The organism is Arthrobacter sp. 05L421, from assembly GCF_056397785.1.
Genome location: NZ_JBFTOC010000014.1, coordinates 1 through 21,006 on the forward strand (window position 1 = coordinate 1; position 21,006 = coordinate 21,006).

The 21,006-nt window shown below is 64.9% G+C and carries 17 protein-coding genes and 1 pseudogene; 14 read left to right on the forward strand and 4 right to left on the reverse strand.

Annotated features, from left to right (window positions below):
• Together AC1DKQ_RS15720 and AC1DKQ_RS15725 are read right to left on the reverse strand one after the other, a co-directional pair.
• Nucleotides 1-566, reverse strand: a pseudogene (locus tag AC1DKQ_RS15720) (HNH endonuclease); the annotation flags it as partial.
• A 259-nt stretch (nucleotides 567-825) separates the two neighbouring features.
• The gene (locus AC1DKQ_RS15725) at nucleotides 826-1,827 is read right to left on the reverse strand and encodes an Lrp/AsnC family transcriptional regulator (RefSeq protein ID WP_476919532.1); all 1,002 of its coding nucleotides are present in this window, start codon (nucleotides 1,825-1,827) and stop codon (nucleotides 826-828) included.
• Between the two features lie 128 nt (nucleotides 1,828-1,955).
• Between AC1DKQ_RS15725 and AC1DKQ_RS15730 the strand changes: the two genes are divergently transcribed.
• The 6 genes from AC1DKQ_RS15730 (at nucleotide 1,956) to AC1DKQ_RS15755 (ending at nucleotide 9,220) form a co-directional block, all read left to right on the forward strand.
• Nucleotides 1,956-3,377, forward strand: coding sequence for an MFS transporter (locus AC1DKQ_RS15730; RefSeq protein WP_476919533.1), 1,422 nt, complete (start codon nucleotides 1,956-1,958; stop codon nucleotides 3,375-3,377).
• On the forward strand, nucleotides 3,374-4,573 hold the full coding sequence (locus AC1DKQ_RS15735; RefSeq protein ID WP_476919534.1) for a M20 family metallopeptidase: 1,200 nt from the start codon (nucleotides 3,374-3,376) through the stop codon (nucleotides 4,571-4,573). Before AC1DKQ_RS15730 ends, AC1DKQ_RS15735 begins: the two co-directional genes overlap by 4 nt.
• Nucleotides 4,574-4,883: 310 nt before the next feature.
• Nucleotides 4,884-6,209 (forward strand): UDP-N-acetylglucosamine 1-carboxyvinyltransferase, encoded by a 1,326-nt coding sequence (murA, locus tag AC1DKQ_RS15740; protein ID WP_476884758.1) that lies wholly within the window; start codon nucleotides 4,884-4,886, stop codon nucleotides 6,207-6,209.
• A 10-nt stretch (nucleotides 6,210-6,219) separates the two neighbouring features.
• Nucleotides 6,220-7,023, forward strand: a complete 804-nt coding sequence (locus AC1DKQ_RS15745; RefSeq protein ID WP_476884759.1) for a lysophospholipid acyltransferase family protein — start codon at nucleotides 6,220-6,222, stop codon at nucleotides 7,021-7,023.
• Nucleotides 7,020-8,072, forward strand: coding sequence for an NAD(P)H-dependent glycerol-3-phosphate dehydrogenase (locus AC1DKQ_RS15750; protein WP_476884760.1), 1,053 nt, complete (start codon nucleotides 7,020-7,022; stop codon nucleotides 8,070-8,072). Before AC1DKQ_RS15745 ends, AC1DKQ_RS15750 begins: the two co-directional genes overlap by 4 nt.
• 17 nt (nucleotides 8,073-8,089) lie before the next feature.
• On the forward strand, nucleotides 8,090-9,220 hold the full coding sequence (locus AC1DKQ_RS15755) for a D-alanine--D-alanine ligase family protein (RefSeq protein ID WP_476884761.1): 1,131 nt from the start codon (nucleotides 8,090-8,092) through the stop codon (nucleotides 9,218-9,220).
• Nucleotides 9,221-9,295: 75 nt separating this feature from the next.
• Here AC1DKQ_RS15755 and AC1DKQ_RS15760 read toward each other — a convergent pair whose 3' ends face one another.
• Nucleotides 9,296-9,796 (reverse strand): DUF3515 family protein, encoded by a 501-nt coding sequence (locus AC1DKQ_RS15760; protein WP_476919535.1) that lies wholly within the window; start codon nucleotides 9,794-9,796, stop codon nucleotides 9,296-9,298.
• Nucleotides 9,797-10,355: 559 nt separating this feature from the next.
• Between AC1DKQ_RS15760 and AC1DKQ_RS15765 the strand changes: the two genes are divergently transcribed.
• The 7 genes from AC1DKQ_RS15765 to wecC all read left to right on the forward strand — a co-directional run bounded on the left by AC1DKQ_RS15765 (nucleotide 10,356) and on the right by wecC (nucleotide 18,737).
• Entirely contained in the window at nucleotides 10,356-10,796 is a 441-nt protein-coding gene (locus tag AC1DKQ_RS15765; RefSeq protein WP_476919536.1) for a hypothetical protein, read from the forward strand.
• A 61-nt stretch (nucleotides 10,797-10,857) separates the two neighbouring features.
• Nucleotides 10,858-12,063 carry a glycosyltransferase family 4 protein gene (locus AC1DKQ_RS15770; protein ID WP_476919537.1) on the forward strand — a complete coding sequence of 402 codons (1,206 nt, stop codon included), beginning with the start codon at nucleotides 10,858-10,860 and terminating at the stop codon, nucleotides 12,061-12,063.
• Complete coding sequence (locus tag AC1DKQ_RS15775) at nucleotides 12,060-13,808, forward strand: glycosyltransferase family 4 protein (protein WP_476919538.1); 1,749 nt, start codon at nucleotides 12,060-12,062, stop codon at nucleotides 13,806-13,808. The genes AC1DKQ_RS15770 and AC1DKQ_RS15775 overlap by 4 nt, the downstream gene beginning before the upstream one ends.
• A gap of 32 nt (nucleotides 13,809-13,840) precedes the next feature.
• Nucleotides 13,841-14,695 carry an ABC transporter permease gene (locus AC1DKQ_RS15780; RefSeq protein WP_476884766.1) on the forward strand — a complete coding sequence of 285 codons (855 nt, stop codon included), beginning with the start codon at nucleotides 13,841-13,843 and terminating at the stop codon, nucleotides 14,693-14,695.
• A complete protein-coding gene (locus tag AC1DKQ_RS15785) occupies nucleotides 14,682-15,569 on the forward strand; it encodes an ABC transporter ATP-binding protein (protein WP_476919539.1) in 888 nt (295 codons plus the stop codon). The genes AC1DKQ_RS15780 and AC1DKQ_RS15785 overlap by 14 nt, the downstream gene beginning before the upstream one ends.
• Nucleotides 15,569-17,476, forward strand: a complete 1,908-nt coding sequence (locus AC1DKQ_RS15790; protein ID WP_476919540.1) for a glycosyltransferase family protein — start codon at nucleotides 15,569-15,571, stop codon at nucleotides 17,474-17,476. Before AC1DKQ_RS15785 ends, AC1DKQ_RS15790 begins: the two co-directional genes overlap by 1 nt.
• Complete coding sequence (wecC, locus tag AC1DKQ_RS15795; RefSeq protein WP_476919541.1) at nucleotides 17,457-18,737, forward strand: UDP-N-acetyl-D-mannosamine dehydrogenase; 1,281 nt, start codon at nucleotides 17,457-17,459, stop codon at nucleotides 18,735-18,737. Before AC1DKQ_RS15790 ends, wecC begins: the two co-directional genes overlap by 20 nt.
• 596 nt (nucleotides 18,738-19,333) lie before the next feature.
• On the opposite strand, the gene AC1DKQ_RS15800 is transcribed toward wecC, so the two are convergent.
• Nucleotides 19,334-19,492 (reverse strand): hypothetical protein, encoded by a 159-nt coding sequence (locus AC1DKQ_RS15800; RefSeq protein WP_476884829.1) that lies wholly within the window; start codon nucleotides 19,490-19,492, stop codon nucleotides 19,334-19,336.
• On the opposite strand from AC1DKQ_RS15800, the gene AC1DKQ_RS15805 reads away from it, so the two are divergent.
• Entirely contained in the window at nucleotides 19,428-20,891 is a 1,464-nt protein-coding gene (locus tag AC1DKQ_RS15805) for a fibronectin type III domain-containing protein (protein ID WP_476884824.1), read from the forward strand. The genes AC1DKQ_RS15800 and AC1DKQ_RS15805 overlap by 65 nt on opposite strands.
• Nucleotides 20,892-21,006 lie beyond the last annotated feature (115 nt).

Consider the following 21,006-nt stretch of genomic DNA (forward strand, 5'->3'; position numbering starts at 1 on the left):
CCGGTGTCGGGTGCGAGGTGTTCGTCGACGGCGGACCGGTCCGCGGCGGTCAGGCACGCGGTTTCGCGCACGAGCAGGGTGGCGCGCCATTCGTTCAGCTGCCCGGATTCGAGCGCGGCGAGGGTGTGCGGCATCTCGGCCACGAGGGCCTTGGCCAGGCCCAGGAGCCGGCCGCCTTTGGCGGGGGATTCGTGCCGGGCGAGGGCGATCTGCGCTCCGATCCCGGCACCGAGCTGCTCGGCGGGGATCCCGGCGGCGGCCTGCGCGCGGCGCTGGAGCAGATCAAAAGCCACAGCCAGCCGCGCCTGCTCCGCGGACGCGGCGCACTTCTCGTTTTCCAGTTCCCGGATCCGGTCGATGATCGCGGCACTGGCCGCGGCCGGTGGGAGGGTGGCCAGCCGGGCGGCGGCGGCAATGACTGACCTGCGGCGGTGGTCTGCGGCCAGCAGGCCCGCGACGGACGTCTGCATGGTGCCCTGGCCGGTGGCCGTACCGCGCCCGGCACGACTGAGGTCGCCGTCGCCGTCTCCTGCCGGAACCACTTCGGGCCCTTGATTGCCGTCCATGAATCCAGTTTTCCAGGGACCTCTGACAATAATTGCCGCATAGTTCCGCCCGCCTGCCAATTGCGTTGAGAAATCCCTGTTGCTAGCGGACGGCCTTGGACGTGGGCACGGAGGCTAGGGATTTCGTGGTGAATCCGCCCTTCTTGCCTGTGCTCGGACCGTGCAGGGTTGAGCTCCGACTTCGCCGCCTGGGTCGGCGGCGCCCTGCTTCGCCGGGGTCGGGGGGTGTCAGATCATCGTGGCGATGCAAGGCGTGCACCTAGTCCGTCCGCCACAGGGGCAGCGGGACTACGCTCCGACTGCGCCCTGACTCATCCAACAGATGTCCGAGCCGTTTGTAGGTGCGCACCACCGCCTGCCGGGTGATCACAGTGCTTCCCGGCGCCCGGGCTGCCAGCTCACGCTCGTGCCCTTGGACCTCCAGATAGTTGCGGACCCACAGCGTCACCAAAAGGTTCTGGGCACCTAGAACCTGCGCACTCAAGCGGCAACTTGGCAGTCCGGCGAAGTATCGGCCGATGGAGTCCACATGGGTAGCAGGTACGTTGAGACTCAGGCTCACCTCCCGCAGGCCCTGCTGGCCGGCGACGGAAGTATCGCACCTCATCGTCATGTAGCCGGACGCCAGGAACCGTTCCACCCGACGTCGGGCCGTCTGGGGCGATACGCCGGAGGCAGCGCCCAGCTCTGCCCAACTGGCCCGCCCATCGCGAGCGAGCTCCTCCAGCAGGGAGGCGTCCATCCGGTCAGGGGCGTAGGCCGGCGGTGGGGGAGTGGACTCCTTCGCCATGAGCCGCGCCCGCGCTGGTTCCAGGGTCCCGCTGCGCCACTCCGAGGCTTGCCTATAGAGCTGTGTGACGAAGACAACCTCTCTGCGCGTCACCCCAGGTAGGTCCGCGAAAGCGCCCGTGACGATCGCCATGAGTTCCTCATGGCTGGATGCGAAGCAGTCCACGAACAGGTCGTGGGCTCCCGATACCAGGGATACCGTCCCGAAGGCGGGTTCTGCGCAGAGCCGGTGGATGAGGGCCTCGTGCTCGCCCGGCACTGAGGACAGATAGATGAAAGCTGACCAGCCCGCACTGAGGTACCGAGGCCCTGGAGACGGGGTGATCCACGCTAGTCCGTGTTCCGCGAGCGCGTTCCAGCGTCGGGCGACGGTGGGTCCGGACAGGCCGAGGACGTCCCCCACGCGGGCCCAGTCGGCCCTTGGGTTGATCTGGAGAGCGTTTACGATTTCGAGATCCAATTCGGAGATCATGGCTGATTCTTTCAAATTTCTTGATGCATTGGGGATTTAGAGCAATGTGGGGGCTATGGATGGGGCCGAAGCTAACGTTGTGACTCGCATCACTCCAAGTCAGGTGTCCCGAATCCCAAGGAAGCAACATGACAAGTAAGACAGCCCCACCGGTGACGGCGGCCATCACCCGTCGAACGATTACCGGCATGGTCGTGGCGATGGCTTTGATCGAATCACTCAGCGGCGTCACCCAGGGGTACTTGAACCCCATCTTGCCCGCCCTCGGGCCCGTCCTGTCGATAGATGATCCGACGATCAACGGCATCTTCCTGATCTCCAACGTCAGTTTCGCCGTGCTCACGCCCATCATCTCCCGGCTCGGAGACAGCTACGGCTACAGGCTGCTGCTCCGCTGGTCAACAGCGGTCGTCGCTGCGGGAGTGCTCATGATGGCACTTTGGCCGTCTCTGGGGACCGTGACCGTGGGCGTCGTGCTGCTCACGTGCGTCGTGGGATTCATCCCGCTCATGATGGGAATCCTGCGGGTCAGCAGCCCCGCTCACACCCGCACCGGAGTCAGCGTGATGATAGGCATGCTCATGATCATGGTCGGTGCAGGCGGGCTGCTGGCGGGGATTGTGGGCGTCAGCGACCCCGCGCTCGGCTTCTGGGTGGCAGTTCCGTTCGCCGTCGTGGCACTGGTGTGTTCTTTCCTGTTGCCCGACGCCGGAACTCCCAGCCGGGAGGGAATTGCTCTGGTGCCCCTGCTGGCCTGTTCCGTCGGCCTGATCGGCTTCGTCGTCGCCCTTTCGATGGGGCCGGACTGGGGCTGGCTCGATGCGCGGACGCTCGGATCCGGTCTGGTTGGACTGGCGCTGCTGGCCTTCTGGGCTCTGATAGACGCCCGGGGCCCCGAGCGCGGCAAGAAGTTTGTGGATCTGCGCATGCTTGCAAACCCGCGTATCCGCACAGTCTCGCTGGCCACCTTCTTCTTCGGCTTCGCGTCCATCAGCTACTTCGGGACCAACGGTATCTTCCTGCACGCCAACCCCGACGAGACCGGTTATGGATTTGCTCTCACCCCACTTATGATCGCAATTGTCCTTGCCGCTGCATCTGTGCTCTCATTCGTGTCTTCGATGTTGACCGCGCGGGCGCTCAAGGTGTTCGGCGAGCGCGCCACGCTTGTCTTCGCGGGCCTGCTGCTGGCGGGTGGTTTCGTGGCGATGATCGCTGCGCACGCCTCCCTGGCCGGGTACTGCCTCGGGTTCGCCATGTTCAACCTGAGCCTCGGCATGTACCAGGCCGGGACCCGTTCGCTGTCTGTCGAGGGTGTGGCACTGGAGGAGACCTCGACGGCGGCCGGACTCAACGAGTTGGCCCTGTCGGTCGGCATTGCGGTGGGCGCCGCCGTCGTCAAGCTCCTCTCTTCGTCGTTGGCGGAGTCCGGGCGCATCACTGAGGGTGGCCTCGTGTCCATCTGGGGAGCGCTCGCAATAGCAGCATTGATCGCGGCGGCAGCCTCCGCACGCTACCCGAAGCGTCAGTCAGCGGAGGTCCTGCCATGAACCCTGCTGCGCTGACGCCGGCAGGCCGTGCTCCTGCTTCCGGGTTTGGGATCCACGGCCGAATCTCCGCGGCATTGGAACGCTGGCAGCCCGAGATTCTTCGTCTGAGCCATGAGATCCACGCCGATCCGGAACTCGGGGGCGAAGAGGTCCGGGCCGCCAAACGGGTCGCCGTGCTGTTGCGCGCCGCCGGCTTCAGCTTTGACAGCTCCCAGCCTGTATTTCCGACCGCTTTCAGTGCCCGGTACGGAAACGGTGAGCTCGTGGTGGCTATCTGCGTCGAATACGACGCACTGCCGGCCATTGGACATGCCTGCGGACACAATGTGAACGCCGCCAGTGCCGTGGGGGCGGCGCTGGCGCTGGCCGCCGTGGCGGACGACCTCGGCATCACCGTCAAGGTGCTCGGCACTCCCGCCGAGGAGACGACCGGAGGCAAAGTGGATCTCATCGAGGAGGGCTTCTTCGACGACGTGGCTCTGGCGATGATGGCCCATGCAGGCGCCGAGGACGTCATCGGCGGTTCATCGTTGGCGATGTCCATGTGGGATGTGCTGTACGAGGGGCGTCCGGCACACGCTGCAGCGGCGCCGGCCGAAGGCATCAACGCGCTGGACGCACTCGTGGTCGCCCAAACGGCGATTGCCCTGGGCCGGCAGCAGCTTCCGTCGGGCTCCATCGTGTCGCTGATCGTCACGGAGGGCGGGAGCGCCGTGAACGTCGTCCCTGATCGGGCCCGGGCCAGCGTGGAGATGCGCTCGCAGAACATTGCCACACTCCGGGTGATCGAGGAAAAAGTGCGGCGCTGTCTTGAAGCCGGCGCTCTTGCCAGTGGCGCCACACTTCAGGTCACGCCTAACGGTAACGCGTATGCCGAGCTGAGGCAGGACAGTTTCCTCTCCGAGGCATACCGCGAGGCGATGGCCGTCCGGGGGAGGGACGTCATCTTCAACGCCACACCAGTGGCTTCCACGGACATGGGCAATGTCTCTCAACTGGTGCCGAGCATCCACCCGCTGCTCGGCTACGATGTGGGCGGCGCAGCCCATCACACGGCCGAGTTCGCCGCCTTTGGGTCCTCCGTTTCTGCGGACCGGGCGGTGCTGGACGGTGCGTTCGGTCTGGCTGCGGCGGCCAGTGCAGCGGCAGGGGATGCACGGCAGCGTGCCCGTCTGCTTGGCGGCGACCCCCGCTGACACCGCGGTCCAGCCGGACCGTTGTGGGTCGTTCACCCCGCGTCTGGTCCCCCGAGGGCGCGCGCCGGACCGGCGGCTTGGACCACTTGACCGGCGGCTTGGACCACATGACCGGCGGCTTGGACCACATGAGCGACGCCTGGACCGTAGTATGACCGACGGCGCCGCGCATGCGGCGCCGTCGGCGCAGGCAGGGCCAATGTGAGGCTTATCGAACCGCTCCGTATTTCAGATCGGTAACGGATGCTCCTATGCTTAGCTGGAGCCTTTGTAAGGATTTGGGGGCGAGTAGTCGTGAGGAAACCGGTATATGAGTAGTGTTCTGACAATCCGCGGAGGCGTCCCGCTAACTGGCCGCGTCACCGTTCGCGGGGCCAAGAATCTTGTCCCCAAGGCCATGGTTGCTGCCCTCCTGGGCAACGAGCCATCGGTGTTGCGCAACGTGCCTGAAATTAAGGACGTCGAGGTTGTCACGAGCCTGCTTCAGCTCCACGGCGTCAGGGTTGATAAGGACCCTGTGACCGGCGACCTGACGCTGGACCCGAAGGACGCCAAGACCGCCTCCAGCACGGCCATCGATGCCCACGCCGGCGATTCTCGCATCCCGATCCTGCTGTGCGGGCCTCTGATCCACGCGATCGGCGAGGCCTTCATCCCCGATCTGGGCGGCTGCAAGATCGGCGACCGTCCGATCGATTACCACCTCAATGTCCTGCGCCAGTTCGGTGCAGTGGTGGAAAAGCGCCCCGGCGGCATCCACATCTCCGCGCCCAACGGGCTCAAGGGCGCCAAGATTGTGCTGCCCTACCCGTCCGTCGGCGCCACCGAGCAGGTCCTGCTGAGCGCCACCCGCGCCGAGGGCATCACCGAGCTCTCCGGCGCGGCCACCGAGCCGGAAATCGTGGACCTCATCGCGGTCCTGCAAAAGATGGGCGCGATCATCAGCGTCCAGACTGACCGCACCATCCGGATCGAAGGCGTCCGCGACCTCGGCGGGTACAACCACCGGGCACTCTCGGACCGCAACGAATCCGCCTCCTGGGCGTCCGCGGCCTTGGTCACCCGGGGCGATATCTTTGTCGAAGGCGCCACGCAGCGGGACATGATGACCTTCCTGAACACCTACCGCAAGGTGGGCGGCGGCATGGACATCGGCGACGACGGGATCCGCTTCTACCACCGTGGAGGCAAGCTCAACCCGCTGGTCCTCGAAACGGACGTGCACCCCGGCTTCATGACGGACTGGCAGCAGCCCCTCATCGTCGCCCTGACCCAGGCCGAGGGCGTTTCGATCGTCCACGAAACCGTGTACGAGAACCGGTTCGGCTTCACCGAAGCACTGATCCGCATGGGCGCCAACATCCAGGTCCACCGCGAGTGCCTCGGCAGCGTGCCGTGCCGCTTCGGCCAGCGCAACTTCCTGCACTCCGCCGTAATCTCCGGACCTACGCAGCTCACAGGCACCGACATCGACGTCCCGGACCTGCGCGGCGGATTCAGCCATCTCATCGCCGCGCTGGCGGCCGACGGTACCTCCCGCGTCACGGGAATCGACATCATCAACCGCGGTTACGAGCGCTTCACCGAGAAGCTCGCGGGCCTCGGCGCCGATTTCGACATCACGTCAGCCAAGTAGCGGGGACCAGGTGAAGGAATCGGCCAAGAGCCACGCCACGTTTGTGGTGGTCGCCGGGATCGTCCGGCCCGTGATGAACCTGCTGATGAACAAGAAGTGGGAAGGCCTAGAGAAGCTTCCTGCCGGGGGTTTCATCGCCGCACCCAACCACTGCACCGAGATTGACCCGCTGGTGGTGGGGCACATGCTCTATAACCAGAAACGGATGCCGCACTTCCTCGCGAAAGCCGGTCTCTTCAAGGTGCCCGTGCTGGGTGCTGTTTTGCGGTCCACCAAGCAGATCCCGGTGGAACGCTCGACGGCGGGGGCGAACCGTTCGCTGCAGCTCGCCAAGGAGATCGTGAACGAGGGCGGGGCGATCATCATCTACCCCGAGGGAACCCTGACCAGAGACCCGGCACTGTGGCCGATGAGGGGGCACACTGGCGCCGCGCGCATGGCGCTGGAAAGCGGTATTCCCGTGGTGCCCATAGCCCATTGGGGTGCCCAAGAGGTCTTCCCCCGGTATGCGAAGCGTTTCTACATCTTCCCCCGCAAGACGTCCCGCCTGGTGGTGGGAGATCCCGTGGACCTGAGCGCCTTTGCAGGCCGCCCGCTGGACAAAGCGACGCTCGCCGCCGCCACGAATGTCATCATGGATGCCATTACCGGCCTTCTGGCGGGACTGCGCGGCGAACAGCCGCCCGCGGAGCGGTGGGACCCGGCGGCCCATAAGCAGTCCAGGCAGGGTCGCTTCATCGAGCGGGGCACCGAAGGCAGTGCCATCCAAGAGGGGGGCGCATCAAACGAGAACACTGGGGACAGCGCCGGATGACGGTTAACTCTGAACGAGAAACTTCGGCCAGCACGGTGGCCGTCTTGGGGGCAGGTTCCTGGGGTACCACTTTCGCCAAGGTGGTCGCAGACGCAGCCGCGGCCTCCGGGGTCGAACGAAGCATTCGCCTTTGGGGCCGGCGTCCGGAAATTGTGGACCAGATCAACAACCAGCACCGCAACGAGCAGTATCTGAAGGGCATCACGCTGCCTTCCAGCATCACCGCGTCCAAGGACGTCTCCGAGGTCCTGGCGGGCGCGGAACTGGTCATCCTGGCGGTCCCGGCACAGACACTGCGGCCACAACTGCAGGCCTGGAAGGAGCATCTGGCGCCCGGCGCCATTGTGGTCTCCCTCATGAAGGGCCTTGAACTCCACACCGACGCCCGCATGAGCGAGGTCATCTGCACGGAGCTGGACCTGCCGGCGGACCGCGTCGCCGTGGTATCCGGGCCCAACCTGGCCATGGAGATCGCCAGGGAAGAACCGACCGCGTCCGTCGTGGCCTGCACGGATCCGGTCACGGCCGGATGGATCGCCCGCAGCTGCACGGCGCCCTATTTCCGCCCGTACACCACCACGGACGTGATCGGCGTCGAAATCGGCGGGATCGTCAAGAACGTCATCGCCCTGGCGGTGGGAATCTGCGAGGGCAAGAAGATGGGGGACAACACCAAGGCCTCCGTCATCACACGCGGCCTGGCGGAGACCTCCCGGCTGACCCTCGCCCTGGGCGGCGAGGCCCGGACCATGGCCGGGCTGGCCGGTCTGGGTGACCTCGTGGCCACCTGTTCCTCCCCGCTGTCACGTAACCACACAGCCGGCAGGCTGCTCGGCAAGGGTCTGACCCTCGAAGAAGTCACGGCCGAAATGAAGCAGACGGCTGAAGGCATCAAGTCCAGCCAAGCGGTCCACGAACTTGCCGGGAAACTCGGCGTCGACATGCCCATCACGGCAGCCGTCGTCGCAGTCCTGGCCGGAAAACTGTCCGTCGACGAACTGGGTCCGCTGCTGCTGTCCCGGGACCTGAAACCCGAAGGCGATCACTGAGAGTGTCAGAGGAAATCATGACCACAGAAGGCCGTACGGCCCAGCCCAAGCCCCGGGTGGCGGTGCTGTTCGGCGGCCGCTCCAGCGAGCACGCCGTGAGCTGCGTGACGGCCGCCGGCGTTTTGGGCGCCATCGACACCGACAAGTACGACGTCATCCCGATCGGGATCGCCAAGACCGGCCAATGGGTTTTGGTGTCCGGCGATACCAACGCGTGGTCGCTCTCCGCCTCCTCGCTGCCCGAGGTGGTGCCGTCGGCACAGACCGTGGCACTGGCGGAGATCGGCGGCGCGCACCAGCTGATCGTGGCCGCCCCGAACACGGTCCCAGAAGAGCTCGGCGCAGTCGACGTCGTCTTCCCGCTGCTGCACGGGCCCTTCGGCGAAGACGGAACCATCCAGGGCCTCCTGGAACTGTCCGACACCCGCTATGTGGGCGCTGGCGTGCTCGCGTCCGCGGTCGGCATGGATAAGCACTTCATGAAGGTGGTCTTTGAATCGGTCGGGCTCCACGTGGGACCGTACATCGCCGTGACCGACCGGCAGTGGCGCAATGACCCGGAGACCGTCCGCAAGCGCGTGGACCAACTCGGCTTCCCCGTGTTCGTCAAGCCGGCCCGGGCGGGGTCCTCCATGGGCATCTCCAAGGTGGATTCCCTCGAAGGCCTGGACGCCGCAATCGAGACAGCGCGGGAGCACGATCCCAAGCTGGTCATCGAGGCCGGCATCACGGGACGCGAAATTGAATGCGCCGTTTTGGAGGGCAGGGGGACCGATGGTCCCCGGACGTCCATGCCGGGCGAGATTTCCGTGGCAGGCGGCGGGCACGAGTTCTATGACTTCAACGCCAAATATGTGGACGACGCCGCGGCGCTCAGCTGCCCGGCCGACCTGCCCGAGGAAGCGATCACCCGGGTCCGGGAACTGGCCGCCGTCGCCTTCGACGCCGTCGGCGGTGAGGGACTGAGCCGGGTGGACTTCTTCTACACGCCAGATGGCGATCTGATTATCAATGAGATCAACACGATGCCCGGCTTTACGCCCAAGAGCATGTACCCGCAGATGTGGAAGGCCTCAGGCCTGGGCTACGCCGCGCTGATTGACGAGCTGATCCACCTCGCACTGCATCGCAAGACCGGCCTGCGCTAGGCCCCACCGGCGCCCTAACCTCGCTCCGCTTCGGCCAGGGAACCCAGCCGGCGTGGGCCCACCCCCGGGCCCGGCCTACTTGCTGGTCGGCAGGTTCTGCAGGTCCGCCTGGCCCACGCACTTCCGGGTAGCCTTGATCTTCTGTGCCGCGGCGGAGAGGTCTGCCAGCACGGTGGCCGAACTGATCTTGTTCGGATCCATCAGGATCTCCGTCGCCGGTTCGCGGCCGAACGTGGTCAGCGTCCACACGGGGTTGCCCTCCTTGATGACCCAGTCGACATCGTTGACGCTGACGCAACGATCCGTGGTGGGTCCTGGGACGTTGACTCCACAGCGAAGGATCACCGCGGATGGATCGCCCCACGCCGCCGTGGCCTGGGCATTTGTCTTGCGCAGCTTGGCGTCGCCGATTGCGTCTGGAAGCGCCAGCATCATGGGCGCGCAGGCCGCGTTCGCGGCGTCCTTGGCCGGCGTGACGTCGACCACCGGGGAGCAGGACGTCAGGGCAAGGCCGGCTGCGATGGCCGCAACGGCGAGGGAAGGGCGCGCCGAAACGAACCGTCTGAAGTGGAGCATTCATCCAGCTTATCCCGGCCCGCGTGGCGGTATGGTCCCGGCTCTGCCTGCCCTATATCATGGCCCGGTGGCACTGAGGTGAACAGTCCCGGCGTTCGGTCAAGTAGACTGGGGGGACCGTGCACCGCTGGGGTTTTGCCGACAATGACGTTTGTGATGGCCACGACCGCACACACTTGATGAATTCTCGTACCTGGGGGAGGGCCTGTCGATGACGTCGCGCAGCCAAAAACTGAAGTCCGCACGTGTCGGGCTGGGAGCAATGCTCCTGGCTGTCGCGGCGATGGGCACGGCGACAGCCGCCAACGCGGATGACTTGGTGATTCCTGGCCCCATGGAAAGTGCAATTTCGCCCGCTCCCGCTCCCAGCGGGCCCACCGATCCGGGCACCGGCGGCACGACTGATCCCGGAGCCGGTGGCGGTGTGACTGATCCTGGAGCCGGTGGCGGGGTGACTGATCCGGGAGCCGGCGGTGGTGTGACTGATCCTGGCACCGGTGGTGGTGTGACTAACCCCGGAACCGGTGGTGGTGTAACTAACCCCGGAACCGGCGGTGGTGTGACTAACCCCGGAACCGGCGGCGGTGTGACTAACCCCGGCACCGGCGGCGTAGTGCCCATCCCCGCGCCGGCCGTCCCGCCCGTAGTGCGGCCGGCTCCGTCCGTCGTGACGCCCGCGCCCGCGATCGAAACGCCGCCCGTCGTCGCACCTGTGGCTCCGGCGCCAGTGCGAGAAGCCCCGTCGGCAACGCCGACCCCTTCGGCGACGCCCTCCGCCACCCCAAAGACGGCTCCCTCGACGGCGCCCGCGGTCATCGCAACGCCCACCGAGCCGCCCGTCATGGTGAAGTCCGAAGTCCAGGCCGCCGTGGCAGTAGCTACCGGCAGCCCGTTGGGCGTTCAACTCGTCACGGTCCTGATCCTGCTCGGTGCCGGCTTGCTGTACTTCCGATTCCTTGCCGGCAGGAGCCCAGTCGGTTCCGCCAAGGCGGGAAAGTAACTTTCTAGATATGTGCCCTGAATTCGTTGAACGAACTCCCCAGAAGACGCAGGCCGAGGGCTTGCGCATCACTTTGCTGACGCATTCCTACTGGCCGGAGCAGAGCCCGCCCCAGCGCCGCTGGAGCGCCATGATCAAGGAGTTTTCCCGATCAGGCTGGCACGTCGACGTCGTGACGCCGGTGGCGCACTATCCGTTCGGCCGGCGGGACCTGCCTCGCCGAATGGCGGGGCAGCCGTTCCGCCTCCAAAAAGGGCAATTTACCGAGAAGATCCTCCGTGTGCCGTACCTTCGCCACGGCAACTCCCGGGCTGCACGCCTGCTGGACCAGTGCTATTCGGCCGCACTATCCATTCCGGGCGGATTCATGGTCCGGAAACCGGACGTCGTCATTGTTACGGCGCCCGGGCTGCCTTCGCTCGCTGCAGGATACATCCTGGCCAGGGCCCGCGGCGTGCCGCTGATCGTGGAAATGCGGGATGCCTGGCCGGACCTGGCTCGTGATGCGCGGTTGGTCCAAGGCAGCGTGAAAAGCGTGGTTGAGCGCGTGGTGGATTTTGTCCAGCACCGCGCCAACCTGGTGGTCACTGTGACGGAGGGATTCGCCGCTACGCTGCGGGCTCGCGGTGTCCGAAACGTGGCGACCGTCAGCAACGGCGTCCATTTGGACTCCATCCCTGTGGTGGGTCCGCCGGAACCCGAACGGGACGTGTTCGAGGCCCTCTACCTCGGAAACCATGGCGAGAGCCAGAGGCTCGATGTGGCCATCAGGGCAAGTGCCCTCGTGGGTGATTCCATGCACCTGCACATGGTGGGCCACGGGACGCAGCGGCCGGCGCTGGAGAAGTTGGCGCGGGAGCTGAAGGCCCCAGTCACTTTTCATGCCCCCATGACGGGGGACGCCATGCTGGAACGCTATGCGTCAGCCGATACCTGCCTCGTCTCCCTTCGCGACGACTGGAAATCCTTCGAAACCACCGTCCCGTCAAAGACCTATGAGGTCTTGGCCATCGGGCGGCACGTAACAGCCATGGTGCGCGGCGAAGCGGCTCGGATTGTCCTGGACGCCGAGGCCGGGGACATCGTTCCCAGCTCTCCAGAGGCCATGGCGGATCTGTGGCGCGAGCTCGCCGCTGATCGGAGCCGGCTGGTGCGTAACGGGGACAGTCGTCAGTGGGTCAAGACCAACGCGGAGTATGGGCAGCTCGCCGACCGCTACATGGACCTCATCTCAGAGCTCCTGGCGGAAACCGTCACCGGCAAATGATCCAGCACGTTAAAAATGCGCGGCTTGCCGTGGGCGTTATCAGCCAACACCTCGTTGACGACCCGTTCCTTCTGTACCTGCAGGCGTCGCGGCGGCTTCCCGCCGTCGTACGCCCGTTGGGCCGGGTGGTGACCGCGGTCTTCCCGAAGAACTCGGTGGCCGTGCCAGTGTTGCTCGCATCGATGAGCAACGGGGACGACGCCGACGTCAAGCGCCGCCTCGACCTTGCCGTCCGCGGGGAAGTCAAGGGGGAGCAGATCCGGCGTTTGGCCGACATTGCCCTAGCCGCCGGCCTGACGGCGATTTCAGACACACTTTTGGCCAAGGCCGGGAACGCTCCCGGCCTCAAAGCTGTACGGGCCCGCAGGCTGTGGCATGACGGGAACCTCAGCGGAGCCGTCACCGCCCTGGACGGCTCCGGCCCGGCAGGACGGCGGCAGCAGGCACGGCTCGCCGGGGAGGCCGCGGTCTACGCAGGCGCGGCACCCTCGCTGCAGCGGCAGGGGTTCACGCCGGTTCCCGGCCGGGTCCTGCATTTGCTCACAAATTCGCTGCCCCACACCGCCAGCGGCTACGCCCAGCGGTCCCACTCCATCATGGTGGCCCAGCGGGAAGCGGGCTGGGACGTCCTGGCCGTCACACGGCTCGGGTACCCCGTCCAGGTGGGCAAATTCCTGGCGCAGGCCAGCGACGTGGTGGATGGCGTCCGTTACCGGCGCCTCCTCCCGGCGCGGCTGGCGCAGACCATGGACGCGCGTCTCCAGCAACAGGCCGAGGAATTACTGCAGGTGGCCTTGGAATTCAGGCCCAGCGTCCTGCACACCACCACTCACTTCGTCAACGGACTGGTGGTCCGGGCCGTGGCCCAGGCTCTGGGCATTCCGTGGGTGTACGAGGTCCGCGGCCAGTTGGCGGACACCTGGGCCGCCACACGGGGACCTGAGGCGCTGGACAGCGAGAAGTACGCGCTTTTCCAAGCTCGGGAAACTGAAGTCATGCAGGACGCCGACTTGGTGGTGACGCTGGGGCAGGCGATGAAGGCCAACATAGTGGCCGCTGGCATCCCCGGCGAGAAGATCATCATCGCTCCCAACGCCGTCGGCGGAGCCTTCCTCCAGCAGCCGCGTGACGCCGCCGCCGCGCGCCGCGAACTCGGCCTCCCGGAGGACGGACTCTACATCGGCACCGTCAGCAGCCTTGTCGCGTATGAAGGCCTGGACGACCTCGTCCGCTCCTTCGCACTCCTGGCGCCGGACTTTCCGCAGCTGCGCCTGCTGATTGTTGGCGACGGTGTGGCCGGCCCCGCTCTGCAGAAGCAGGTCCAGGGACTCGGACTCGCTGACAGGGCAATCTTCACGGGCAGGGTACCCCGGGACCAGACGCCGCTTTATCATCAGGCCCTGGACGTGTTCGTGGTGCCGCGCAAGGATCTGGACGTGACCCGCGCGGTGACCCCGCTCAAGCCAATAGAGGCCCTGGCGAGTGCGCGGCCTGTGGTTGGAAGCGACTTGCCCGCACTTCGGGAGATAATAGACGACGGCGGTAACGGGCTTTTGGTCCCTGCCGCGTCACCGGACCGGCTTGCACACACGATCTCGGCGCTGCTTCTCGATGCGCGCCGACGGGCGTCGATGGGGCACGCAGGCCGGGCCGCAGTTCTGGCCGAGAGGACCTGGGCTGCCAACGCCAAGGCCTTGGCCGCGCGTTACGCCGGGCTGCACCATGAACATGAGGAGATCGACTAGTGTCCGCAGATAGTGCAATAGACCCGGAGCCGGTGGCTGTACAGCCCCTCTCCGTGGACATGCGGCGGCTGACCCGTGTCGGTTCGCGGCCCAGCTTCCTGGACTACCTGGTTCAGCTGTGGGACTTCCGGCAGTTCATTTTTTATGATGCCCGTGCCCGCGTTCAAAGCGGCACCCGCCGCGACCGGCTCGGCAGCGCCTGGCTGCTCCTGAACCCCATCTTCAACGGGCTGACGTACTTCCTGATTTTCGGACTGTTGCTGAAAACCAGCAAGGGTGTCGAGAACTTCGTGGGCTACATCGTGGTGGGCATCTTCGTTTTCCAGTTCAGTTCCGGGGCCATCACGTCCGGCGCGCGCTCCATCCGGAGTAATAAATCCATTGTTCAGGCGTTCAACTTCCCGCGCGCCGCACTTCCCATCGGCGCGAACGTTCGCGAGCTGTTGTCCGCTGTGCCCCTGATCCTGGCCATGCTCCTGATCGTCGTGGTGCTGCCGCCAGCCGAGAACATCACGTGGCTGTGGGTACTGGTGGTACCGGCCATCCTGCTGCAATCGCTCTTCAATCTTGGCATGGGCCTCATCCTTGCCCGGATTATCTCCCGCGTTCACGACGTCACGCACCTGCTTCCCTTCGCGCTGCGGGCGTGGATGTACGGATCTGCGATCTTCTATACCTACGAACGCTTTGTGACCCACCCCGAGATGCTAGCCGTCATCAAGCTCAATCCCTTGTTCAACGTCATTGACATCATCCGGGATTGCGTCCTCTATTCACGGGTTCCCCAGTGGCAGTCGTGGGCAATACTCGCTGCCTGGGCCCTGGGGGCGCTGGCTGTCGGACTTGTGTACTTCTGGAAGGGGGAGGAATCCTATGGACGCGGGTGAGAAGGAAATTTTCATCGAGGGACATCCATGCGTGGTGGTGGACAGCGTGCGGATGCGCTATCGGGTAGCCTCGAGCGCCGCTTCTGACGAGGACGCGGGGCCGAGCAAGCCACGGCTCCTGCGCCGTGCCGTCAACAAACCCCACATGGTGACCGTGCAGGCCCTGAATGAGCTCTCCCTAGTGGTGGAGCGTGGCGAGTCAGTGGGCATTATTGGTAGGAACGGGTCCGGGAAAAGCACGCTCATGAAGATCATCAGCGGCCAATCCAAGCCGACGTCGGGCGCAGTGTATGCATCCAGCACACCGATCATGCTCGGCGTGAACGCAGCCTTGGTCCAGGACCTGTCCGGTGACCAAAATGTCATCCTGGGGTGCCTTGCCATGGGCATGAGCCGGGCAGAGGTGGACGAAAAGTTCAGCAGCATCGTCGAACTGTCCGGACTCGAGAAGTCCATTCACTTACCAATGAAGTCCTATTCTTCGGGGATGGCGTCGCGCCTCCGGTTTGCCATCGCAGCGAGCGTCGATCCGGAGATTCTCTTGGTGGATGAGGCACTCAATACCGGCGATGCCCAGTTTGGTGACCGCAGCAAATTGCGGATGGCCGAGCTCCGTGAGCAGGCAGGCTGCGTCTTCCTGGTCAGCCACAGCTTGGACACTATCAAGGCAATGTGCACACGGGTGATTTGGCTCGACAAGGGCGATCTCATCATGGACGATGAGCCGGAAGTGGCCATCAAGGCCTATCAGGACTTCACCCGCCACCTGTCCAAAGGCAACAATGTTTCGGCCGCCCAGATTCTCGACGACGCAAAAGCGAATCTTGTGGCCACCGAGGTTCGCGGACGGTCCTCGCGTCGGAGTCGAGGTTGATGGCGGGTCTGCGGGAGATCCGGGCCGGACTGTGGCACCTGCGCAGGGGCGGTCCTGCGCAGTTCAAGTCATGGCGGTCCCGTCAGCGGATCGAGCAGGGCTTCGCCGCGCCGCGCAATGTCCAGGGCGTGGAAGCGGCTTGGACCGGACGCGGGCGTAAACGACGGCTCTCGCTGATGCCGGCCGCCCTTCCGCAACAACAGCCATCCCGTCCGGACGTCCGCGCCGCGGTGATCCTGGACGACTTTTCCGCGCTGGCCTTCGGCTACGAGTGGACCACCAGCGCCGTGCACCCGCAGACCTGGCGCAGCGACCTGGCATCCGGCGCCGTGGACCTCCTGTTTGTCGAATCGGCCTGGGCGGGAAACGGTGGGCTGTGGCGCGGGAAGCTAGCTGGCCCCAACGGGCCCAGCGACGAGTTCCGCGCGCTGGTCCAGTGGTGCCGGGAGCAGGGAATCCCCACGGTGTTCTGGAACAAGGAAGACCCGCCGCATTACGAGGATTTCCTGCCCGTGGCCCGGCTGTTTGACCACGTCTTCACATCTGATTCCGGCCGCATTGCGCAGTACACCGTGGATCTGGGGCATGAGCGCGTAGCGGTGCTTCCGTTTGCGGCTCAGCCTGCCATCCACAATCCCGTGCGGCCCGGACAGGGCCGGCACCAGCGCGACGTCGCCTTTGCGGGAATGTACTTCGCTCATAAGTATCCGGAACGCCGCGCCCAGATGGACCTCCTCCTGGGCGGTGCGCTGGACGCCTCCGCCCGGATGCGGACGGGACTGGAGATCTTCTCACGCCAGCTTGGCGGCAACGCCGAGTACCAGTTCCCGGCGCCGCTGGACTCGCGCGTCGTCGGTTCGCTGACTTATGCCCAGACACTGTCCGCCTACAAGGCCTACAAGGTTTTCCTCAACGTAAATTCGGTTGTGGACTCGCCAAGCATGTGCGCCCGCCGCATCTTCGAAATCTCGGCATCAGGGACTCCGGTCATCACCGCGCCCAGCCGGGCCATGGGAGCGTTCTTCACCCCCGCAGCCGTACCTGTGGCCGCCACCCGCAGGGAAGCCGAGCACCTCACCCGGGCGCTGGTTTCCAACCCGGAACTGAATGACCGCACGGCCCACCTGGCGCAGCGGACCATCTGGGCGCACCACACCTACTCCCACCGGGCCGCCACGGTGTTGGAGCACGCCGTGCCGGGGATTGCGGCCACCGTGGCACAGCCCGCATTGTCTGTACTATTGCCGACCATCCGGCCCCAGAACCTGGAACGTGTCTTCCGGACCCTGGCCGGACAGCGCGGCGTGGAGCCGGAACTGGTGCTGCTCACGCACGGCTTCCAGCTCTCTGCCGAACGCTTGGCAGAGCTGTGCGAAGCCTCCGGGCTGCGGAATGTCGTGCTCCTGGAGGCACCGCGGGAAGTGTCGCTGGGGGAGTGCCTGAACCGCTGCGTCGCAGCGGCCAGCGGGCAGGTCCTAACGAAGATGGACGACGACGACCACTACGGCCCGCACTATCTCAGCGACCAGCTGCATGCTCTCTCCTACTCAGGCGCCGACGTCGTGGGGAAACAGGCGCATTACATGCACCTTGAGACGACAAATGCCGCGATCCTGCGGTTTGCGGCCCGGGAACACCGGTTCACCGACTTCGTCATGGGGCCAACCATCATGGCCCGCAGGGAAGTCTTCACCGACCACCCCTTCCTGGACGTCACAGTCGGCGAGGACACAGGATTTCTCCGTGCCGCCCATGCCGCCGGTAGGATCATTTACTCGGCGGACCGCTTCAACTACTTCCAGGTCCGTACCGGTGACGGGCACACCTGGCAGGTGGAGGACGCAGAACTGCTGGCGTCCGGAGACGTGAAATTCTACGGAAAGTTAAATGAACATGTTGACATCTAAGACTGCCGAGACTGAGGCTCCCATCAGGACGGTGGCCGTCGTCGGCCTGGGCTACATAGGGCTGCCCACGGCTGCCATCCTGGCCACCAACGGACTTGAAGTGATCGGCGTCGACGTCAATCCGGGCACAGTGAAAGCCATCAACAACGGCGACGTGCCTTTTGTGGAACCTGACCTTGGGGTCCACGTGGCCGGCGCCGTCAGCCAGGGCCGGCTCCGGGCTCAGCTCGAGACCCCCGCCGCGGATGCCTACATTGTGGCGGTGCCCACCCCGTTCAAGGCAGACAAATCCGCCGACATGTCCTACATCGCCGCAGCTGCACGGGCCATCGCCCCGATGCTGACTGGCGGGGAACTGGTGATCCTCGAGTCCACGTCGCCTCCCGGCAGCACAGCCCGGCTGGCCGAGCTGATCCTGGGACTGCGCCCGGACCTCAGCCTGGACGGCCACGACGGCAAACCGAAGCTGCTGGTGGCACACTGCCCTGAAAGGGTGCTGCCGGGCCGGATCATGATCGAGTTGGTCACCAATGACCGCGTGGTGGGTGGCCTCACCCCCGAGGCTGCAGAGGCCGCCGCGGCGCTGTATGCGGTGTTCTGCCAGGGTGAAATCCACCTCACCGACGCCGCCACGGCAGAAATGTCCAAGCTGGTCGAGAACGCCTACCGCGACGTCAACATCGCCTTTGCGAACGAGCTGTCTGTCATCAGCGACAACCTCAATATCGACGTGTGGGAACTCATCCGCCTGGCCAATCATCACCCCCGCGTCAACATCCTCCAGCCGGGCCCCGGCGTCGGCGGCCACTGCATCGCCGTGGACCCTTGGTTCATTGTGGCTGCCGACCCCGAGAATTCGACCCTGATCCGGACCGCCCGGGAAGTCAATGACGGCAAGCCTGGCTACATCGTGGAACAGGTCCGAAAGGCCGTCAGCGAGATCAGCAGTCCCACCATTGCCTGCCTGGGCCTGGCTTTCAAGGCAAATATCGACGACGTCCGGGAGTCCCCGGCCGTGGAGATCGTCCGACGTGTGGCTGTGCAGCATCCGGGTGCCGAGATTCTGGTCGCGGCACCGCACAAGGATCACCTGCCGGAGGTGCTGGCCGAGCTGCCGAACGTAAGTCACGTGGACACAGAGAAGGCTATCGAGGCTGCCCAGGTGGTGGTGCTCCTGGTGGATCACGACAAGTTCCGCGAGATCGAGCCGGCCAGCCTTGAAGGCAAGCGCCTCATCGATACCCGCGGTTTCTGGCGCTGACGCCGGCATTCCGACGATCGGGTGTAGAGACTCTGAGCCTCTGCACTTTAGGGCAACATGCGGATACCTCCGGGACGGCTTGACTTGCCGCCGGATGCGCCCACCTTGTGCCTAACCGCCCCCCGGGAGCGACCGATAGTCCTGAGCACAAGGATTGTCGCCGTAGTTGTGACCTGATGGGAACCTCTAATGTCTTCTCTCTTGGTAGGCCGGACCGGAAAGATCGCTGCTGCGGTTGCCACGCTGGCAGCATTGGCTTTGGCTGTCACCGCGCCCCAATTCTCGTCGGATTCGAGTTTGACTGGCACAGTTACGTCCGGCTCCAGAGTTGAGCGGCTGGCGTCAAATCTGACGGCGCTAGCCGCGCCCGCTGGGTTGAAAGCGGTGGGCCAGACCGGGGACTCCGTCTCCTTGACATGGGGTGCCGTTGCAGGCACAGCTGAGTATCGGGTCATGGTGTCGTCAAATGCGGACATGAGCGGCGCTCTATATTGGCGATTCCCGTCCACTGCGGGAACGGTTAAGTTGCTGAAGGCGCAGACGAAGTACTACTTCAAAGTGCGGTCGTTGAAGTCTGACGGCTCGTCCTTGACGGGCTACTCGCCTGCGATATCGGCTGCAACAGGACTTGCGGCACCGGTTCCGCCCGCCGGCCTGAAGGCGACGGGCCAGACCGGCGAATCAATCTCGCTGTCCTGGGGTGCCGTGGCCGGCACGGCTGAGTACCGCGTCATGGTGTCGGCGAATGCGGACATGAGCAGTGCCTTGTATTGGCGGTTTCCCTCTACATCTGGGACGGTGAAGATACTGAAACCGGGTACCACTTACTACTTCAAGATCCGGTCGCTAAAGTCCGACGGCTCGGCGCTGACCGCCTACTCAGCGGCAGTGTCGGCTAAGACGGGCACCGCGACACCCGCCGCCCCGACCGGTCTCCGGATGTCCTTCCAAACGCCCACCGCTCTGGGCTTGGCCTGGGTAGCGTCCCCGGCTGCTGAACGCTACCGCGTGGCGTGGAGTCCCAATGCCGACATGAGTAAAGCTGTGTACTACAGGTTCACAGAACTATCGGCGGACATCAGGGGCCTAACTCCCGGGACCGCCTACTTCGCCCAGGTTCGCTCCATCAAGGCGGACGGGACAAACATCAGCGCGTACAGTCCGATCGTCCGGATCCAGACGGCGGTGGCGCCGGTCCTTGGACCCGTAACGAACCCCTTGTCAGTGGCGAGCTACAACATTCACTGCGCCAACTGCGAAGACCAGATGCCCACGGAGGTTCCCTGGGTTGACCGGCGCGGTGCGGTGGTCAGCACGATAGTGTCCAAGCACCCGGACATCATGGGTATCCAGGAAGCGTCACAGGGATGGCTTATCGATTCCCCCGACGGCGGGCTGTCCCAGTTCGAAGACCTCCGAAACCGCCTCAGCGCTGCCGGCGCCACGTACAAGCTGACAAATGAAATGCGCAACAACTGCGTCGATCCGCACACTCCGACCGACTGCGTTCCCAAGGATCAAGGCGCCACCAGGGGAACCAGGATCTTCTACAACCCTGCTGCGGTCAGGATCATTCGCTCGGGCTCTAAGCTTCTGCCCTCGCTTTCTCCGGAAAAGAACCAGCGGTACTTTGCGTGGGCCGAGGTCCAGCAGATCTCCACCGGTAAGCACTTCTTCTTTGGAGACACCCACCTCGAGGTGGACAAGGCAGACGGTTACAACGAGCTGAGGCGCCAACAGGCCAGCACCATCGTCCAGGTCATCAAGGCGCAGAATACGACGAATCTACCGGTCCTCATGGTGGGGGACATGAACTCCAGCAAGTGGCTGGACCCGTCGAACGCACCCTACGACGTCTTCACCGCTGCCGGCCTGGTCGATCCGCTCGGCAACACCTATGGCAGCAGCCTGCCGAGCGGTTACGCGACAGCGGAGAAGACGAAGAACCGGAACATAAACAGCTGGAACGGATTTGAAAAGCTGGCCCGGGCAAGTGCCCCGGGAACCAACGGAACGTACATTGACTACATCTTCACGTCCAAGATGCGGGTGCCAACCTGGGAGACCGTTGCCAACGTGGACAGCTCGGGTAACTACGTGGGTCAGATTCCCTCTGACCACAATATGGTCTACGCCACGGTGAGTCTCCCGTAATCTGTGTTTGGACGCCTACGAAGGCGGCCTGGATGGCTTAGGGTTATTCTTTGGGGCGGCATCGCAGGCGGAGCCGGCCACCGCCGCAGTGTTGGCGCGTATCGGACTTTCTGGC

What these genes read in the sequence shown, in the direction of transcription:
- AC1DKQ_RS15725 (WP_476919532.1), bottom strand. Translation starts at nt 1,827, where the DNA reads ATGATCTCCGAATTGGATCTCGAAATCGTAAACGCTCTCCAGATCAAC.
- AC1DKQ_RS15730 (WP_476919533.1), top strand. Translation starts at nt 1,956, where the DNA reads ATGACAAGTAAGACAGCCCCACCGGTGACGGCGGCCATCACCCGTCGA.
- AC1DKQ_RS15735 (WP_476919534.1), top strand. Translation starts at nt 3,374, where the DNA reads ATGAACCCTGCTGCGCTGACGCCGGCAGGCCGTGCTCCTGCTTCCGGG.
- murA (WP_476884758.1), top strand. Translation starts at nt 4,884, where the DNA reads ATGAGTAGTGTTCTGACAATCCGCGGAGGCGTCCCGCTAACTGGCCGC.
- AC1DKQ_RS15750 (WP_476884760.1), top strand. Translation starts at nt 7,020, where the DNA reads ATGACGGTTAACTCTGAACGAGAAACTTCGGCCAGCACGGTGGCCGTC.
- AC1DKQ_RS15755 (WP_476884761.1), top strand. Translation starts at nt 8,090, where the DNA reads ATGACCACAGAAGGCCGTACGGCCCAGCCCAAGCCCCGGGTGGCGGTG.
- AC1DKQ_RS15760 (WP_476919535.1), bottom strand. Translation starts at nt 9,796, where the DNA reads ATGCTCCACTTCAGACGGTTCGTTTCGGCGCGCCCTTCCCTCGCCGTT.
- AC1DKQ_RS15775 (WP_476919538.1), top strand. Translation starts at nt 12,060, where the DNA reads ATGATCCAGCACGTTAAAAATGCGCGGCTTGCCGTGGGCGTTATCAGC.
- AC1DKQ_RS15785 (WP_476919539.1), top strand. Translation starts at nt 14,682, where the DNA reads ATGGACGCGGGTGAGAAGGAAATTTTCATCGAGGGACATCCATGCGTG.
- AC1DKQ_RS15790 (WP_476919540.1), top strand. Translation starts at nt 15,569, where the DNA reads ATGGCGGGTCTGCGGGAGATCCGGGCCGGACTGTGGCACCTGCGCAGG.
- wecC (WP_476919541.1), top strand. Translation starts at nt 17,457, where the DNA reads ATGAACATGTTGACATCTAAGACTGCCGAGACTGAGGCTCCCATCAGG.
- AC1DKQ_RS15800 (WP_476884829.1), bottom strand. Translation starts at nt 19,492, where the DNA reads ATGTCCGCATTCGCCGACACCATGACGCGGTACTCAGCCGTGCCGGCC.